The organism is Escherichia sp. WS33 (assembly GCF_046486385.1).
Taxonomy (GTDB): domain Bacteria; phylum Pseudomonadota; class Gammaproteobacteria; order Enterobacterales; family Enterobacteriaceae; genus ECMA0423.
This window is the reverse complement of record NZ_JBJQLJ010000046.1, coordinates 1-18,074: the sequence shown is the minus strand read 5'-3', so window position 1 is coordinate 18,074 and position 18,074 is coordinate 1. Positions and strand designations below refer to the sequence as shown.

15 protein-coding genes and 2 pseudogenes are annotated in these 18,074 nt (G+C 46.5%); 10 read left to right on the top strand and 7 right to left on the bottom strand.

Going from position 1 to position 18,074, the window contains the following annotated elements; translation table 11 throughout:
• Positions 1–127 precede the first annotated feature (127 nt).
• Together hyxB and ykgH are read left to right on the top strand one after the other, a co-directional pair.
• Positions 128–1,126 (top strand): annotated as a pseudogene (gene hyxB, locus ACJHXA_RS22605) (outer membrane autotransporter HyxB); the annotation flags it as partial.
• A gap of 183 nt (positions 1,127–1,309) precedes the next feature.
• Entirely contained in the window at positions 1,310–1,975 is a 666-nt protein-coding gene (ykgH, locus tag ACJHXA_RS22600; protein ID WP_001209088.1) for a protein YkgH, read from the top strand.
• Between the two features lie 245 nt (positions 1,976–2,220).
• On the opposite strand, the gene ACJHXA_RS22595 is transcribed toward ykgH, so the two are convergent.
• The 4 genes from ACJHXA_RS22595 to rclR all read right to left on the bottom strand — a co-directional run bounded on the left by ACJHXA_RS22595 (position 2,221) and on the right by rclR (position 6,449).
• Entirely contained in the window at positions 2,221–2,916 is a 696-nt protein-coding gene (locus tag ACJHXA_RS22595) for a lactate utilization protein C (RefSeq protein WP_001315273.1), read from the bottom strand.
• Entirely contained in the window at positions 2,909–4,336 is a 1,428-nt protein-coding gene (locus ACJHXA_RS22590) for a LutB/LldF family L-lactate oxidation iron-sulfur protein (protein ID WP_000023914.1), read from the bottom strand. The genes ACJHXA_RS22595 and ACJHXA_RS22590 overlap by 8 nt, the downstream gene beginning before the upstream one ends.
• A 10-nt stretch (positions 4,337–4,346) precedes the next feature.
• Positions 4,347–5,066, bottom strand: coding sequence for a (Fe-S)-binding protein (locus ACJHXA_RS22585; RefSeq protein ID WP_001102101.1), 720 nt, complete (start codon positions 5,064–5,066; stop codon positions 4,347–4,349).
• 528 nt (positions 5,067–5,594) lie between these two features.
• On the bottom strand, positions 5,595–6,449 hold the full coding sequence (rclR, locus tag ACJHXA_RS22580; protein WP_000339593.1) for a reactive chlorine-specific transcriptional regulator RclR: 855 nt from the start codon (positions 6,447–6,449) through the stop codon (positions 5,595–5,597).
• A gap of 225 nt (positions 6,450–6,674) precedes the next feature.
• Here rclR and rclA point away from each other — a divergent pair, with 225 nt between their 5' ends.
• The 3 genes from rclA (at position 6,675) to rclC (ending at position 8,950) form a co-directional block, all read left to right on the top strand.
• Positions 6,675–8,000: a reactive chlorine resistance oxidoreductase RclA gene (gene rclA, locus ACJHXA_RS22575; RefSeq protein WP_001046293.1), complete on the top strand. Its 1,326-nt coding sequence runs from the start codon at positions 6,675–6,677 to the stop codon at positions 7,998–8,000.
• Positions 8,001–8,108: 108 nt separating this feature from the next.
• Positions 8,109–8,345, top strand: coding sequence for a reactive chlorine resistance periplasmic protein RclB (gene rclB / locus ACJHXA_RS22570; RefSeq protein WP_000474077.1), 237 nt, complete (start codon positions 8,109–8,111; stop codon positions 8,343–8,345).
• 11 nt (positions 8,346–8,356) lie between these two features.
• A complete protein-coding gene (gene rclC, locus ACJHXA_RS22565; RefSeq protein ID WP_001299021.1) occupies positions 8,357–8,950 on the top strand; it encodes a reactive chlorine species resistance protein RclC in 594 nt (197 codons plus the stop codon).
• Positions 8,951–9,109: 159 nt separating this feature from the next.
• Here rclC and ACJHXA_RS22560 read toward each other — a convergent pair whose 3' ends face one another.
• Entirely contained in the window at positions 9,110–9,979 is an 870-nt protein-coding gene (locus tag ACJHXA_RS22560; RefSeq protein ID WP_001299025.1) for an aldo/keto reductase, read from the bottom strand.
• 248 nt (positions 9,980–10,227) lie between these two features.
• Here ACJHXA_RS22560 and ACJHXA_RS22555 point away from each other — a divergent pair, with 248 nt between their 5' ends.
• A complete protein-coding gene (locus tag ACJHXA_RS22555; RefSeq protein ID WP_001315271.1) occupies positions 10,228–11,085 on the top strand; it encodes a helix-turn-helix domain-containing protein in 858 nt (285 codons plus the stop codon).
• A 121-nt stretch (positions 11,086–11,206) separates the two neighbouring features.
• Here ACJHXA_RS22555 and fdeC read toward each other — a convergent pair whose 3' ends face one another.
• Complete coding sequence (fdeC, locus tag ACJHXA_RS22550) at positions 11,207–15,460, bottom strand: inverse autotransporter adhesin FdeC (RefSeq protein WP_000092603.1); 4,254 nt, start codon at positions 15,458–15,460, stop codon at positions 11,207–11,209.
• Between the two features lie 552 nt (positions 15,461–16,012).
• On the opposite strand from fdeC, the pseudogene ACJHXA_RS22545 reads away from it, so the two are divergent.
• From ACJHXA_RS22545 to ykgO, 4 genes and pseudogenes are all read left to right on the top strand, one after another.
• Positions 16,013–16,102 (top strand): annotated as a pseudogene (locus ACJHXA_RS22545) (hypothetical protein); the annotation flags it as partial.
• 473 nt (positions 16,103–16,575) lie between these two features.
• Positions 16,576–16,677, top strand: a complete 102-nt coding sequence (gene ykgR / locus ACJHXA_RS22540; protein ID WP_000662258.1) for a small membrane protein YkgR — start codon at positions 16,576–16,578, stop codon at positions 16,675–16,677.
• Between the two features lie 362 nt (positions 16,678–17,039).
• Positions 17,040–17,303, top strand: a complete 264-nt coding sequence (locus tag ACJHXA_RS22535; protein WP_000803999.1) for a type B 50S ribosomal protein L31 — start codon at positions 17,040–17,042, stop codon at positions 17,301–17,303.
• Entirely contained in the window at positions 17,303–17,443 is a 141-nt protein-coding gene (gene ykgO, locus ACJHXA_RS22530; RefSeq protein ID WP_096165421.1) for a type B 50S ribosomal protein L36, read from the top strand. Before ACJHXA_RS22535 ends, ykgO begins: the two co-directional genes overlap by 1 nt.
• A 34-nt stretch (positions 17,444–17,477) precedes the next feature.
• Here the strand turns inward: ykgO and ykgL are convergent, their stop codons facing one another.
• Positions 17,478–17,705: a protein YkgL gene (gene ykgL, locus ACJHXA_RS22525; RefSeq protein ID WP_001147277.1), complete on the bottom strand. Its 228-nt coding sequence runs from the start codon at positions 17,703–17,705 to the stop codon at positions 17,478–17,480.
• Positions 17,706–18,074 lie beyond the last annotated feature (369 nt).

Genomic DNA, 18,074 nt, shown 5'->3' with positions numbered 1-18,074 from the left:
TCGAGCATTATAACGAATGGCACCCGCATAGTGCACTGGGTTATCGCTCGCCACGGGAATATCTGCGGCAGCAGGCCAGTAATGGGTTAAGTGATAACAGGTGTCTGGAAATATAGGGGCAAATCCAGCCACAGGCACAACGGAAGGTGGTCTGTATCAATATGACCTGACACAGGGAGCTGATGGTAACTTTTATTTCGTAAAAAACACGCATAAAGCATCCAACGCCAGCTCCCTGATTCAGGCAATGGCAGCAGCTCCGGCTAACGTTGCTAATCTGCAGGCTGACACGCTCTCAGCCCGTCAGGATGCTGTCCGTCTGAGCGAAAATGACAAGGGCGGCGTATGGATTCAGTACTTTGGCGGTAAACAGAAACATACCACCGCGGGAAATGCATCCTATGACCTGGATGTAAACGGTGTAATGCTGGGTGGTGATACCCGCTTCATGACTGAAGATGGTAGCTGGCTGGCAGGTGTAGCGATGTCTTCTGCGAAAGGTGACATGACCACCATGCAGAGCAAAGGCGACACTGAAGGTTACAGCTTCCACGCTTACCTGAGCCGCCAGTATAACAACGGTATCTTCATTGATACTGCTGCACAGTTTGGTCACTACAGCAACACGGCAGATGTTCGCCTGATGAATGGTGGCGGTACCATCAAAGCTGACTTTAACACCAATGGTTTCGGTGCGATGGTTAAAGGCGGTTACACATGGAAAGACGGTAATGGCCTGTTTATTCAGCCATATGCCAAACTGTCTGCGCTGACGCTGGAAGGTGTGGATTATCAGCTCAACGGCGTGGACGTTCATTCTGACAGCTATAACTCTGTGCTGGGTGAGGCCGGTACGCGCGTGGGTTATGACTTCGCTGTGGGCAACTCGACCGTTAAACCTTATCTGAATCTGGCCGCACTGAACGAATTCTCTGATGGCAACAAAGTCCGTCTGGGTGATGAGTCTGTCAATGCCAGCATTGACGGTGCAGCATTCCGCGTGGGTGCAGGTGTACAGGCTGATATCACCAAAAACATGGGAGCATATGCAAGCCTTGACTACACCAAAGGTGACGACATTGAGAACCCGCTACAGGGTGTAGTTGGTATCAATGTGACCTGGTAAGAATAAAGCAGTCGGTTCCCCTGTCGACTGTTATACCCCCTGCAGGCAGCATACTGCTGCCTGCAGGCTATAAACATCCAGTATTCATGATGCTGGTTTTTTGCTGATATTTACCCCGAACATTCCTGATACAGACTATTAATACAACCTTATCTGCGACAGATTTTATTTTCTGGATATATTATGCGTGAACAAATCAAACAGGATATCGATCTGATTGAGATTTTATTTTATCTGAAGAAAAAGATTCGCGTTATCCTTTTTATTATAGCTATCTGTATGGCAATGGTGCTGTTGTTTCTGTATATCAATAAAGATAATATAAAAGTGAGTTACAGCCTAAAAATAAACCAGACAACACCAGGCATACTTGTTAACTGTGATAGCAATAATAACTTTGCCTGTCAGACCACAATGACTGAAGATGTTATACAGCGAATTACTACATTTTTTCACACCAGCCCAGATGTCAAGAACAGAGAAATAAAGCTGGAATGGTCAGGAGATAAGAGAGATTTACCAACTGCTGAAGCGGAAATATCTCGCGTGCAGGCGTCTATTATCAAATGGTATGCGTCAGAATACCATAATGGCAGGCAAGTTCTCGATGAGATACAAACACCTTCAGCAATTAACAGTGAGCTTTATACAAAAATGATATACCTGACCAGGAACTGGTCATTGTATCCGAACGGTGATGGCTGTGTAACTATAAGCTCACCAGAAATAAAAAATAAATACCCTGCTGCCATTTGCCTGGCTCTGGGATTTTTTCTAAGCATTGTAATTTCTGTAATGTTTTGCCTTGTCAAAAAAATGGTAGATGAATACCAACAAAACTCTGGGTAGTAATAAACAGCATTCTGATAGAGAGTGCCTGTATAAAGCTGAAGTGACAATGACCGGGAAGGGAACCCGTTTTCAGGAATGGATGCCTGTCTTTTTCACTGTAAATATCCTGGCATTACTAATGCCAGGATATTTACAGAAGAGCAGCATAACCATGACGGAACGGGGTTAAGTCAGGTTGTCCTAAACGCTATTTTCAACCTCGTATGCCTTCTTCAGGTTTATGTCCAGACTTCATATCTCTCTCAACAATCCTCAATAATCAGATACACCGCTTTCACCGGACCATGAACCCCGACGACTTTGATAAGCTCAATATCCGCCGTTGAACTAGGGCCGCTAATGATGTTAATGCAGGACGGCATTCGTTCACCGGCCTGCGCTTTCTGATGCAATTTTTCTGCGAGTTGCGCTACACGCGGCAAGATAGTGCTTTTACGCAGGATAAAAAGAGAAGATTCCGGGAGCAGGCTCAATGAACGCCCGCGCCCGGCGGCGGAAAAAAGAACCACGCCTCCCGATTCGGTTAAACCATATTCAGCATACACGACACCCACTTTAGCCTGCTCTGCCTGCGAGATATTCTCGGCACCTTTCGCCGGATCCCAAACAACGGCATTGCATTCCTGCTGCAAACGTTCGCTAATCCCCAATTCCTCTAGCCTCGTGTCACCGCTAATCACGACCGACTGATCTCCCAGCTCTTTACACAGACGTATTGCAGCTTCTGCCGCCTTCGCCTCGCTGGTCAGCTCACAGCGCGTCAACATAACATCGCTGGCAAACTGAATAAACGCGTCACAGCGCTGCTGTTGGTTAAGTGCGGTAAGCCGCTCGTTAGCATAGTTGTTAAGCGGCGCATCTTCTGCTTGCGGTTCAAGTCGCAACGGGCGACCCAGTGCCTGAGCAACGTTATTCAAAAATTCGCTCCGATTATCCATTCTTTTTCTCCTGCGCCAGATGTTTCTTAAACCAACTACGGAAACTCTCTCCGTCAGCTTCAGGAAGATCGCGTGCTTCCATCCAGTCACTAATCGCGCCAAATTTGAGTGGTGTTTTGCCGCCATTGATAAACCAGCTTGCCGCATGAGCACCGGCCATCATCCCGACTTTCCACAATCCTGGATGACTATTGGCATAAGCGAACATTTTTATCGCCCGTTGCTCTGCTTTTGCGGTGATCCCTTTTTCAGCCATCACCCGACGATGACGCAAAATCAGTTTTGACAGCGGAATACGCACCGGACACACGCTGTCACAAGCAGTGCATAAAGAGCAGGCGTAGGGTAAATCTTTAAAATCTTTATAGCCGCCAAGTAGCGGAGAAATCACCGCACCAATTGGCCCTGGATAAATAGAGCCATATCCATGACCGCCAATATGGCGATATGCCGGACAAGTATTCATACAAGCCCCGCAGCGAATACAGCGCAGCACATCCCGAAATTCAGAGGCCAGCACCTCAGAACGCCCGTTATCGACAATAACCAGATGAAACTCTTCAGGACCATCAACGTGCCCCGCTTCGCGCGGTCCTGTCAGCCAGGTGTTGTATCCCGTCAAACGTGCACCAACGGCACTGCGCGCCAGCATGGTGATCAATACATCTACCTCGGCAAACGTGGGGGCAATACGCTCCATTCCCATCACTGCAATATGCGTTTTAGGCAGCGTGGTACACATTCGCGCATTACCTTCATTGGTCACCAGGCATACCGAACCTGTCTCTGCCACCGCGAAATTACAGCCGGTAATACCTATTTCAGCACTGAGGAAATCTTCGCGGATTTTTTGCCGGATGAATAAGGTCATCGCTTCAGGCGTTTCCGGCCCCTCATAGCCCAGAAGTTCGTGTAGCACTCGACGGATCTGATGGCGATCTTTATGAATTGCCGGGACCACAACATGAGAGGGCGGATCTTGATCCAGCTGGAGAATGTATTCACCCAGATCGGTTTCAATCACCTGAATGCCAGCATCCTGCAACACATGATTGACACCAATCTCTTCGGTCACCATCGATTTAGATTTCACCACCTTCCGGGCATTTTTGCGTTGGGCAACCTGTAAAATGTAGCGAGTGGCGTCTTCTTTAGTTTTTGCAAAATAGACGTGACCGCCGTTTTGCGTCACTTTTTCTGAGAGCTGGTACAGATAAGCGTCGAGATTACTCAGAACATGATCACGTATCTGGGCGGCCCGATCGCGCCACTCCTCCCAGTGCCCCAATTCATCGACCATTTTTTGCCGATTTGCCCCAATACGCTGCTGCGCGTTTGCCACCGCTTTGCGCATGATCGGATCTTCAATTTGCTGACGGATGCGTGTCTTAAAATCTGTATTACTGGTTTTGATCGACATCTTTATATCCTCAGCGGCTCATCAACACTTCAGCAATATGCATCACTTTGACTTTCTGCCCTTCCCGTTGTAATCGCCCACTGATGTTCAGCAGGCAACTCACGTCAGCACCAATTAAATACTCAGGGCGGACTTCCATCAGGTGCACAACCTTTTCTTTCACCATCTCGCCGGATATTTCGGCCATTTTGACCGAGAACGTGCCGCCAAATCCGCAGCAGGTATCCTGTTCAGCAAAGGTCAACAGCTCCAGTCCACGCACATTTTTCAGCAGCGTAAGTGGTTCGTCCTTCACCCCCAGCTTACGGGCCAGGCTACAAGATGGGTGATACACCGCTCTCCCTTGCAAACTGGCACCTACATCGACTACCCCTAATTTATTAACAATAAAAGAGGTGAGATCCTGCATACGCGCGGCAACCTTTTCGGCTCGTGATGCCCATTCAGGTTCATCCGCCAGATACATCGGGTAACTTTTTACGGCATAGGTGCAGGAGCCAGCCGGTGAAATAATGGGATCATCGTTATCCTCCAGTGCGGCGATCAGATTTTTCATCCCTGGAATCGCTTCTTTGATATAACCACTATTGATCGCAGGCTGACCGCAGCATCCCTGTTTCTCCGGGAAATTTACGCGACAGCCGAGTTTTTCCAGTAGCAGCACGGAGTCTCGTGCCATTCTTGATTTCAGGGCGTCACCAATACAGGTGACAAAGAAATTGACATTCACAACTAATACTCCATTACTTCATGCCCATTTATGCCCGATGTTTCCCCCCCACCGGGGGATCAATCATCAATAAATATGGCGTTCTTTTTTAATTGGCTAGCAACATACCACCCCTCATTTGTATGACAAATGATGATCTTTCATCCAAACTTCAAATGCAATAACTAATTTTATTTCTTTCGGCATCGCTCACATTTTATAGGGAAATCGACGATCATTTTTGGCATAAGAAATCCATTTAAAAATGGCTACATCCCTTATACCTATTCAGAGCTACTTATTCAGGGGTTATTGAGATATACACTGATGGTGTACAAACAAAATCACCGACAATAATCACGTATCAAGTAATAGTCGGGGTTTTATTTAATTGAAGCAATTTAGTTTGCATTTTTATTTAAAAACTGAGCTAGAGTCCATCAGAAAAAAATATATAAAGCCCAAACCACCGTTGGAAATAGAAATAGTTGAAAGGCTCACAACTCCCGGAATGCGGATTATCTTTGCCCTGATTTCTGGCGGTTTTATTCAGGGTGCAAGCTGTCTGACCCTTTCCCGATATTCTCCCGGAGTACAACCAAACTCGCGGACAAACGCCTTGTGAAAAGATGATTCACTGGCATAGCCTACTGACTCAGCGATCACCACAACAGGGAGCATTTCCCGGGAAAACATCTGGGCCGCTATTTGTAGACGCAACTTTGTTAATACAGCCAGCGGCGTGGTTCCGGAAACATCACGGAAAAGCTGGGCAAAACTTGCCCGGGACATGTGAGCGATGCTGGCCAGCGATTCGACGGTCCAGGCGTGTCCTGGCATTTCCAGCATTTGCTGTATTACCGCACCAAGACGTGGATGCAGAAGCAAACTGAGAATGTTTTTCTCAGTATTAACCTGTGCAATCCACTCACGCACCGCGAGGGTAAAGAATGTAGCGCAGATCTGGCTACACAGTGCATCCACTCCCGGCATCGCCGATCTGGATTCCTGTTGTAAAAACGGGATCGCCTCCCTCAGCCAGTTATATTCCACGCTGTGGTTAACCGGTGCTAAAAACAGCGTTTCCGGCAAAGACGTTAAAAAATAACGCGCCGAATGTTGCAACCGAAGAGTGCCGCAGACAATACAGGTCGATTCATTATCGACATGACTCAGGCGATGAGCTGAATTTTGTGGTAGCAGGACCACATTTCCCGGGCGTAATGTAAAAATCTCTCCCGTCGGCATTTCCAGCTTCGCCGCTCCTTGCGTTAACGCATGCCAACGAATAACCGATAATTCCCCGGCACCATGTGGAAGCTGCCAGTCACTTCCTAACACGCAATTCTTATCGATCGTTCCTTGTGGAGCGTTAAGCATCAACAAACGGCTAAGGGCATCCATATCAGACTCCTGAGTGGTTTTTGATTACAAACACCAACAATCTTAGTAAATAACTAATCTAATACCATCAAATGGTTAATCATGATTTTTGTTTTGTGATTCTGATTAAGAAAAAGAAAATACCAGACGATAAGACAAAATATCAAGCGTTGTGAAGAAATGGTATTTGCTCTTTTGCGTCTATAGTCATGATGTCAAATGAACGCGTTTCGACAGGAAATCATCATGAATAAATATCAGGCAGTTATTATTGGTTTTGGCAAGGCTGGAAAAACATTAGCCGTCACGCTGGCAAAAGCAGGTTGGCGAGTGGCTCTCATCGAACAATCAAATGCAATGTATGGCGGGACCTGTATTAATATCGGCTGCATCCCAACCAAAACATTGGTTCATGACGCACAGCAGCACACAGATTTTGTCCGTGCCATACAGCGTAAAAATGAAGTGGTTAATTTTTTACGTAATAAGAATTTTCATAATCTTGCGGATATGCCCAATATCGACGTGATCGACGGCCAGGCGGAGTTTATCAATAATCATAGCCTGCGTGTTCATCGGCCTGAGGCAAATCTGGAAATTCATGGCGAGAAAATTTTTATTAATACCGGTGCACAAACCGTGGTTCCGCCAATTCCTGGAATTACCACCACGCCAGGAGTATATGACAGCACCGGATTACTTAATCTAAAAGAATTGCCTGGGCATTTAGGTATTTTGGGCGGCGGATATATTGGCGTTGAGTTCGCCTCTATGTTCGCTAATTTTGGCAGCAAGGTAACCATTTTAGAAGCAGCTTCGCTGTTTTTGCCTCGGGAAGATCGGGATATTGCTGATAATATCGCGACGATTTTACGCGATCAGGGCGTCGATATTATCCTCAATGCCCATGTGGAGCGAATCAGTCACCATGAAAATCAAGTGCAAGTGCATAGCGAGCACGCCCAACTGGCGGTGGATGCACTGTTAATAGCTTCCGGTCGTCAACCGGCTACCGCTTCGTTACATCCAGAAAATGCCGGTATCGCAGTAAACGAGCGCGGGGCAATTGTCGTTGACAAGCAATTACATACCACCGCAGACAATATTTGGGCGATGGGAGATGTTACCGGCGGGCTGCAATTTACTTATATTTCACTGGATGATTACCGCATTGTGCGTGATGAGTTGCTGGGAGAAGGCAGACGTAGTACTGATGATCGGAAAAATGTGCCTTATTCCGTATTCATGACACCGCCACTGTCCAGGGTTGGTATGACAGAAGAACAGGCCAGAGAGAGTGGTGCTGATATTCAGGTGGTGACATTGCCTGTAGCTGCAATTCCGCGTGCCAGAGTGATGAATGATACTCGTGGGGTATTAAAAGCGATTGTTGATAATAAAACCCAACGTATATTAGGGGCATCACTGCTGTGTGTTGACTCCCACGAGATGATCAATATAGTGAAAATGGTGATGGATGCCGGGCTGCCTTATAGCATATTACGCGATCAGATATTTACTCATCCGTCGATGAGCGAATCACTCAATGATCTATTTTCATTAGTCAAATAAACTCAAAATCAGACGCCAGAACAAATATTCTGGCGTCTCAGAGAAAAGAATCTTATTAATTCCCTGTTACTCTATAACTTCTTAATCACTTCATTGATGGTATTTTATATGTTTAAAAAATCTGTTTTATTTGCAACACTATTATCTGGCGTTATGGCATTTTCCACCAATGCAGATGATAAAATAATTCTGAAACATATCAGCGTCTCGTCAGTATCAGCATCACCGACAGTTCTGGAGGATGCCATTGCTGATATAGCCAGAAAATATAATGCTTCATCCTGGAAAGTCACATCGATGCGAATTGATAATAATTCAACCGCAACAGCAGTATTGTATAAATAAGGATGTTCACAATGGAAAAATACCTGCACCTGTTAAGTCGGGGAGATAAAATTGGCCTGACATTGATTCGTCTGAGTATTGCAATTGTTTTTATGTGGATTGGGTTATTAAAGTTTGTCCCTTACGAGGCAGACAGCATTACACCATTCGTCGCAAACAGTCCACTAATGTCGTTCTTTTATGAACACCCGGAAGACTATAAACAGTATCTGACTCACGAAGGCGAATACAAACCAGAAGCAAGGGCATGGCAAACGGCCAATAATACCTATGGTTTTTCCAACGGTCTTGGCGTCGTGGAGGTGATTATTGCTCTGCTGGTTTTGGCTAATCCTGTCAATCGCTGGTTAGGTTTATTGGGAGGACTGATGGCATTTACCACGCCGCTGGTAACACTCTCATTTTTAATCACCACCCCGGAGGCATGGGTACCCGCATTGGGTGACGCTCATCATGGTTTCCCTTATTTATCCGGTGCTGGTCGCCTGGTATTGAAAGATACTCTGATGCTGGCAGGTGCTGTCATGATAATGGCAGATTCGGCGCGGGAAATTCTTAAACAACGCAGTAATGAATCCAGTTCAACGTTAAAAACTGAATATTGATAATCCGAACACTGTCTGTTGTTCACTTTTTCAGGCGTCAGGCCCCCTTTCTGATGATGAAGCCTGACGCCATATTACCGGAGATATGACAGAGTGAAGATCAATATCACTCCCCGGTTAAAAGATTCTTGTCGTCTCAGGTAAAATATATGATTAATATCAATCGTGTATTTTTACAGCAAGACAACCACGAACAAATTCAGGATTAAAATGTTTTACCGACTCCCCAACATAACCCAAATCAAGCGAACTAATTTGTGCCATTTCTTTCTCTGTCAGTGAGAAATCCCAGATAGCAAAATTTTCTTCGATACGCTGTTGATGTGTCGATTTCGGAATAACGACCACTCCCCGTTGAATATTCCAACGCAGAATGACTTGAGAAATCGATTTTTGATGGGCATCTGCAATACTCTGAAGCAGATTATTTTCAAAGGGTTTATGTCGTCCACCACCTAACGGAGCCCATGCTTCAGGCTGCACGTTATAATACTTCATGGTTGCCAGCGCCTCTGGTTGGGCAAAATAGGGATGCAACTCGACCTGGTTGACCATCGGTTTAACTCTTACCGTTTCACAAAAGTTCGCCAGAACATGAGGATAGAAATTGGAAACCCCAATTGCTTTTAATTTGCCCTCTTCATAGGCATCTTCGAGTGCACGCCACGCACTGAAATAATCGCGCATAGCCTGGTGCAATAAATAGAGGTCGAAGTACTCTAGTCCCGATTTTTTTAATGATGCTTCAATACCTGCTGCTGCCGTATCCTGATTCAACATATCCTGCACCCACAATTTAGACGTTATAAATAACTCATCTCGGGTACATAAACCTTCAGATATAGCTTCACGAACGGCTTCACCGACGGCATCTTCATTACCGTATACCGCTGCAGTGTCGATGAGTCGATAACCTGTGCGGATAGCGTTCAACACTGACTGTTTGCACACGTTTTTATCGGTAACCTGAAAAACACCAAATCCCATCATCGGCATTTTCAGATTGTTACTTAATACGGAAAATTCCACTGTCAGTCCCTCCATTAGGCATGAACAATGAGTCTACGTTAAAACGTAACCTCAAATTAGTACGTGGATTTTGATATCACTTATGCAAAAAAATCATTAATAATGCAGGACTGAAACCTCTCTATTTTCGGGGACAACGAAGCAGACGCTACCAGTGCTTTTGCCTTCGCCCTTGCTGTTTTTGATACACTTAGGGCCCAGGGCATAACGAAAATGTGCGATATGACAAAGAATTAACGGAGAATGTGATGATCAGGCAGAAGATTCTACAGCAGCTCCTGGAGTGGATTGAGTGCAATCTTGAGCACCCTATTTCAATCGAAGATATCGCACAGAAATCTGGCTACAGCAGACGCAACATCCAGCTTCTGTTCCGAAATTTCATGCATGTGCCTTTGGGAGAATACATTCGCAAACGAAGGCTTTGCCGTGCCGCTATTCTTGTCCGGCTCACCGCGAAATCTATGCTTGATATTGCACTCTCTTTGCATTTTGATTCACAGCAGTCATTCAGCCGCGAATTTAAAAAGTTATTCGGCTGCTCTCCCCGTGAATACCGCCACCGTGATTATTGGGATCTCGCAAATATCTTCCCTTCTTTTTTAATACGTCAACAGCAAAAGACGGAGTGTAGATTAGTCAATTTTCCTGAGACACCTATTTTTGGCAACTCATTTAAATATGACATTGAAGTGTCGAATAAATCACCGGATGAAGAAGTCAAACTGCGACGTCATCATTTAGCCAGATGTATGAATAATTTTAAGACGGATATCTATTTCGTCTCCACGTTTGAACCGTCAACAAAATCGGTCGATTTGCTCACAGTTGAAACTTTTGCCGGTACGGTATGTAAACAAACCGATTCTGAGATGGCGAAAGAGTGGACAATAAACCGAGGACTGTATGCATCTTTCCGCTATGAAGGTGAGTGGGAGCGCTATCCTGAATGGTCGCGAAACCTCTATCTGATGGAATTACCTGCCAGGGGGTTAGCCAGAGTGAACGGCAGTGATATTGAGCGATTTTATTACAATGAAGATTTCGTAGAAAAGGATAGCAATGATGTTGTTTGCGAAATTTTTATCCCCGTTCGTCCGGTTTAGCTGTCGCTATATCTAAATGAACTTATAACGAGACTACTGTCAGGCAATTCAATAAATAATGGCGTTGAATATGTCAACGCCATTATTGTTTATTAGAATGCTATTTTCATATTCTTAAAAATTATTTCATCGCCTCCTCGCCCTTTGCCGTATCGGCATCCACCGCGGTAATGGTCACCGTCACTGGCTTCATTTCGTACCCGCCATAGGTCAGGGCGTTAAATGTGAATGTATAGACGCCTGGCTTGCTGGTACTAAATGTACGTATGATTTTCCCGCTCACGAAATGGTCATTTTTCGACGGCAGGAACTGATAATCCTTCTCCGTCACCCCTTCCGGCGTCTGAATGTCGACCCACATATTCCCGCCAACGGGGTTATTTGCCGACATCAGGGTCACCGCCAGCTTCGCAGTCGATTTCCCATCCGCCACTAGAGATTGCATATCAGATGATGCGGTGAGTACCGCGTTTTTATCATCCGCAACGAATTTAGATTCGGCAGTTTTCGTTGATACCTGACCGTTGGTCTGACTCACTTGCGCCTTGAGTGTGTATGTCGCCGCAACAATAGTGGTAGCGGTGAAAATAGCCTGCCCTTGCTCATTCGTTGTCGCAGTGCCATTCGGTTCCAGGTTTAACGAAGCCGGGCTGGCAGTCAGCGTCACTTCGCTATCTTTCACCAAATTGTTATTGGCATCAGTCACCGTAACTTTATACGTTTGTTTGGCTTTGCCGTCCGCCAGCGCATAGTTGCCAATCACCTCAATATTGGAGATGGTTGCCGTAGTCTTATCCGCCACAAACGTTACAGACTGCGCATTCGAAGGCTGGTCATTTCCTGCCGACGCCGTGATCTCATAGGTTCCGGCAGTCACTGAAACCACCTGCAACTCTGCTTTCCCCTCATCGTTGGCTTTCACCCAGACATTATCGCCTGTAAGCGGCTTGACACCCCGGGGCAGATTAAAGGTCACCAGGCTCCCTGGAACAGGGTTACCATTTTTATCCTCAACGGTCGCCGTCAGCGTAAAGGCGTCTTTGCCGTTTGCCACTTTTTGAACGGCGGTGTCTACCTGCAGGTTTGCCTGACCGGTGCTGGCATCCGCGTTAAATTTCACCGTGACCGTCTTCTGAGCACCATTCACCGAAGCGGAAATATTGTGTTCTCCCGCAACCGTTGACATAAGCTCAATGTCCACTTTCCCTGCCGCATTGGTTGTTACTGTATTCCCCGTCTTGCTGGTCACACCCTGCGGTAAAGTCAGCGTAACTTCTTGCCCCTGCAACGGGTTACCATAGCTGTCCACGACGGTCAGGGTTATCTGGTTAGCAGACTGTCCATTAGCCAGTTGGTTATTAACCTTCACTGTCATATCACCAATCTCAGCCTTAGATGCGTCACCTGCAACGTTCAGCACCAGTGGCTGAGCAACGGCATTTTGGCCGTTCACTCGCGGCATCACAGACAACTGACCCGCGGCAGATCCCAGCGTTAAGGTCGACACGTAGACCCCATTACCTTTCTCTGTCCAGCTTCCTGCTGAAGGACGCTCACTCCCCGTGCTGGCGGCACCGCTAAACACTGGTGCATCTGGCTTCAGCCCGGTGACCGGGTTCCCGTACGCATCCTTCACGGTGAAGGTGAGTTCCGTCGTCGTTTTGACGGTCGGAGCCTTATTGTCCGCAACAAGCGTAGAGTTCGCTGATGACATCTCTCCGGCGATGACCGTCAACTGCGCGGCTTCGGTGGCTGCTGGCTGGCCGTTGAAGAGCGGCATGACACGAAGCTCGCCCGTCTTTCCGCCTGTAGTCAACGTAGCAACATAGGAACCGTCACCTTTTTCGGTCCAACTGGAAACGGTCGCCCCTTCAGAGGCGGTCCCCGTCAAACTTGCCGACAACGAAAGACCACTGATAGCGTTGCCATGCGCATCTTTCGCCACCAGCGTCACGGTTGTGCTTTCGCCGGCTTTTACGTGATCTTCTGCGACAGAGACTTTCGACTGGTTTGAAGATAACGCATCAGCCACCACGGTTACTTTTGCCGCATTTGCTGCCGCATCCTGTCCATTTAGCTTCGGCATAACTTCTAATTCACCCGCCGTAGAGCCGAGAGTAATTTGCGCAGTCCACGTCCCATCACCATTATTTGTCCAGCCCGATGCCGTAGAACCTACAGCAGCGGCACCCGCTAATGACGGCGCTTCCGGCGTGAGGCTGGTCACAGGGTTGTCATAGGCATCTTTTGCCGTCCAGATTGCCGTAACTGTACCCCCAACCACCGGTTTATCAGGATTCAGGGTGATGGACGAATGTGCTGCATCAAGCGGCCCGGCAACAAACTTCAGCGTTTGTTGTAATGTGCCCAGTTGATACTGCTCGCTGAAGGCACGTACAACAACGTTTCCGGCACGGGTCGAAGAAACCGTGGCGCTGTAAACCCCTGGTTTTATTTCCGAAATGGCACCAACGGTAACACCATTAGTGTCTTGCGGAACAAGTCGCAGGCGGCTGGCTTCTCCCGTCACCGGATTACCCTCGGAGTCCACCGCAGTCAACGTCAACGTGTAGGCTTGCTGACCATCAGCAACCACGTCACCTGACGGCTCGTTAGCGCTCAGGGTGGAGTTTGCCACATCCATCATCGTGGCCCGCAGTTCTGCAGTGACGGTTTTGCTCATGCCATCAACGCTAACAGTAATCGTTGCCTCACCTGACTGCGTTCCGGTAGTAAAGACAGACTGATACACCCCGGCTTCAGTTTCGGTGAACTCACCCAGTGTTGGCTTTGCCTGTGATTTAGTGGCCTTCAGGGTACGAGTCACAATATTTCCAGCCGGTTTGAAAGTTAGTTCAGTCTTGATCTGATCTTTCATGCCCGTGACTGGCTGGCCCTCGGCGTCGCGCAGAGACAGCACCAGCGGTCTTTGCTCATTACCGTTAGCAAGCATTTGAATACGGCTCTGACCGTCAAGCGTTAACGCCGTGCGATCGGCGCTCATACCTGCTCCGGTAATGACCACCTCTGTCTGCACGCGTTTTGAGGCATTGCCTTTGTTATCGTAGGCAACCGCAGAAATCGCATAATAATTGTCTTTACCTGGACGATAAGCCGGGAGCGTTACTTGCCACTGACTACCCTGACCGGTAATTTTGCCACCTTCAGCCAGTAATGACGGCGCTTCCCACTGCACATTTTTCAGTCCGTGAGTTGCTTTGCTGACCACAAGCCCCAGGGAAAGTGTCTGACCGCCCTTACCTTCAATACGCTCAGGCAGAGCAATACGGATCACTTCAGATTTGCGGTACTCAAGAACGATGTTGTTATTACGCTCAACCAGGTCATAGCGGCTGCCTGCCAGCATTCGACGCTCGCGAATGCTGTCTGTATCGAGTTGTTTCTCCAGAGGTTCGCCAATCCGATAATTAACTTCCAGGCCAAAGCGAGTGTCATTCTCACCGCTCTTGCCCTGCTTATGCCCGGCGCTCAGTGTCAGAAGAGGCACTGGCGTATAGGTCACCTCGGCAGAAATAGCATGCGGGTCTTTCTGGCGCTTATCTTTACCAAACAGCCCGACTTCATCGCCATAATACTGTTCATACATCAGGCTTGCGCCAAGCTGCGGCCAGGCAGGTAAATAGCCCTCTGCGCGGATATCCCAACCATTCGCCGGGCGTTCCTGATAATCCTCAATATCCGGCGATTTTTTCCAGCCAGAAGCCCGGATATAACCATTGGCGCTCAGTTTCAGATAATCGCGCCAGTATTCCGCACCAACACCAATGCGGGTATGACTACGGGATAAATCATGGTCGATAAAGGTGTTCACCCCCGCCATCCAGTCATTTCCTGAAAAATGACGCCAGCCAAAACCAATATTTGACTGAGTACGATCGTCGGTACGATGTATTGCTCCCTGAGTGAACAACATATTTGTTGGCGTATCATAAATCGGATAAAGCATTTCCAGCGAAGAATCCTTCAGCGAGAAATCTTTATCGACATTCAGTTTGACGCGCGCAGTACCATATTTCCCGAGCCACTCCTGTATTTCCTGGTTAGCTTTAGCTGTGGCCATTCCGGTAATAAAGTTACGTGTCGCATCGCTATCTGGCTGACTGCTTAAAAATGTCCCGGCATTTGCGGCAAACGACGCGACATTTTTCTCCACGTTATTATCAGCAGTTACCGTAGTATTTCCCATGCTCAACCGTGGCTGAACCGCATGCTGCGCACGTGCCGCCATTACTGGGGTAAAGGTGACAGCGAGTGGAAAAAGAACCTGAACAGAGATATTTGCCCACGCCACGCAGCGGGCCAGAACTGAATAACGAAATCGTGGTTGTTTATGACCTGTTTTATAACGCGACATTGAGATAATTTCCTGATGAACGAATTAACGAACATAGGCAGACACAAATAATGGCGTCTGCTTGTCAGAAAAACCGGGGATTTCCCGATTTCCTTTTCCGCAGAAAAGGAAATACCTTTATGTAAGAAAGTGCACCGCCACCTAATATATCCAGTGTCTGTAGCCACTCATCAGGTGGTTGGGCGCGGGATTATATTTTTATTTATGGGTGAAAATTTAGCTTTTTGTGCAAGTCATTAAATAGACACCTAAGTTATATTTTTTACTCTGCGGACAGTGAATAATTCATTATTCAGAGTGAATAATAATGGCCTGCCTTTAATTAACAACTATTGGAAATACGTCGAAGTAGGTATATACGCCAGAATAAATCGATATATTTTTTATGGATATTCATTTTCCTTCATCGGACTGTAAATTGCGGAGATTTCGAACTTGCACTACCCATCGCAACACTCAAACAGATTTATGAATTTCGTTCATAACCCCTGACAAATCCTGCCGTCTAATCGAGCTTTTCCCTTTACGTTATGCTTCTCATGAACGATAACACAACTTGTTCATGAATTAACCATTCCGGATAAACTATGGGATCAAATTCAGGCATCGAAAGGAACTGACTGGTTTCCGTTAATGAATTAAATATCTATTACTCTCCCGAGAGTAAAACTATCAAACCAATGAGTAACCGATACAGCCTCGCAAATTCTTTCAGATAATTAACCCGTCACTGCGGCACGTTCTCTCGTAAGGCGTGCCTGCAGTGTAATCCAGTATGTATCCGGCATAGTTGACGGTTTAATAGAACTCAATTCCTCTCCCAGGTCACCAACAACGATATCTTGTATAACACCCCAGGAGATACGACATTATGATGAGATGCGATATGCTCCTCAGCGCCAATCAACGCCCGGACTGGGCCAGTCTTGAGATCAAACTCATTCCCGGAACTGACTTCAGGCGACATATATCAATGACGTTGGTGCAATAAAAGATAGCCGATGTAATACATCCATTCAAATTTGTGATACATGTCAAAAAATTGGTTGACCAAACTCGTTATTTATATAAGGGCACTTACGAAGTGCGCTCTTTTTTAAAGCGAGGAAGTACCAATGAAAGAGAATAAAGTACAACAAATCAGTCATAAACTGATTAATATCGTTGTTTTTGTCGCAATTGTAGAATACGCCTATTTATTTCTCCATTTCTATTAATAACGGCAATAAACTGTTCACTTCAGTGATATTTAAAATATGCATCCTCTCCCTTTTTGTAAGTAATTATTATATCCGTGGGAGAGGAATACACGCTGTCAGGTAATCAATCATACTGCGATAAATCATCGGCCAGTAAAGTGGAGATAACCTCCATTGTCGAAAAATCCATACTCTCAGCGAAACCATCATCAATCACTCATCCAGGCGTTTATGGGAGCGTCGCCAACGGCTGCTAACAATGCCAGAGTTCCCCGTTGCGAAAATTCCACATCCACAAAGAGTCACAGGGATTGGGTGTTGAAATGATCCGGATGAGCATGTATCTTTATGGTTATGTTATAACATAACAGGTAAAAATGATGAAGCCCAATATCCATCCTGAGTATCGTACTGTGGTGTTCCACGACACCAGTGTTGATGAGTACTTTAAAATCGGCTCGACTATCAAAACAGACCGTGAGATTGAGCTGGATGGCGTAACGTATCCATACGTGACAATTGATGTCTCTTCTAAATCGCACCCGTTCTATACAGGGAAGCTGAGAACAGTGGCATCAGAAGGAAATGTTGCACGATTCACCCAACGTTTTGGTCGTTTTGTTAGCACGAAAAAGGGGTCGTGATGAAAGTTCTTAACTCTCTGCGTACCGCAAAAGAACGCCATCCAGACTGTCAGATTGTGAAGCGAAAAGGACGGTTATATGCGATTTGTAAATCTAATCCACGTTTTAAGGCCGTTCAGGGTCGTAAGAAAAAACGTTGATTCAAAATTCGACGGATTAACGATATTTGTCTGATTAATAATCAGATCGGATTAATGTTGGTGTGTTTATAACACCAACATTAATTTTCCTGGGGATATATTCCTCCTGTTCATTTGAGGCCAACTGCCTGACGTTTCTCTCCGAATATTCCATTATCTTAATGTTGACTTGTTGACCAGCTTCGCCCCTGTATGCTGGCATCAACTCTCTTTTAGACTGAACACGCCACTCAGTCTCCTCCCTTTGCGGCGCAGCCTGCATTTTCACTCAAACTGTTAAGATGATAAATGTGGTAAATCTGTTGGTACTAACATAAAAACGTTTACGCCACAGGAACAGTCTGATCCACCGGTAACCCCGTCGCCGACGTTCGAGTGCCAGTTAGAGTAACGCGCACAGATAACTGCACTCAGTGCCCTGACAAAGAGGCCATCGTTCCTGTGACAGCTGGCAGCCTTCGTTTAACTTCACTTAATCTGGCTCTTGGGGGCTTACCGAACAGATTGATCTTACCCAGCAATAGTGGACACGCGGCTAAGTGAGTAAACTCTCAGTCAGAGGTGACTCACATGACAAAAACAGTATCAACCAGTAAAAAACCCCGTAAACAGCATTCGCCTGAATTTCGCA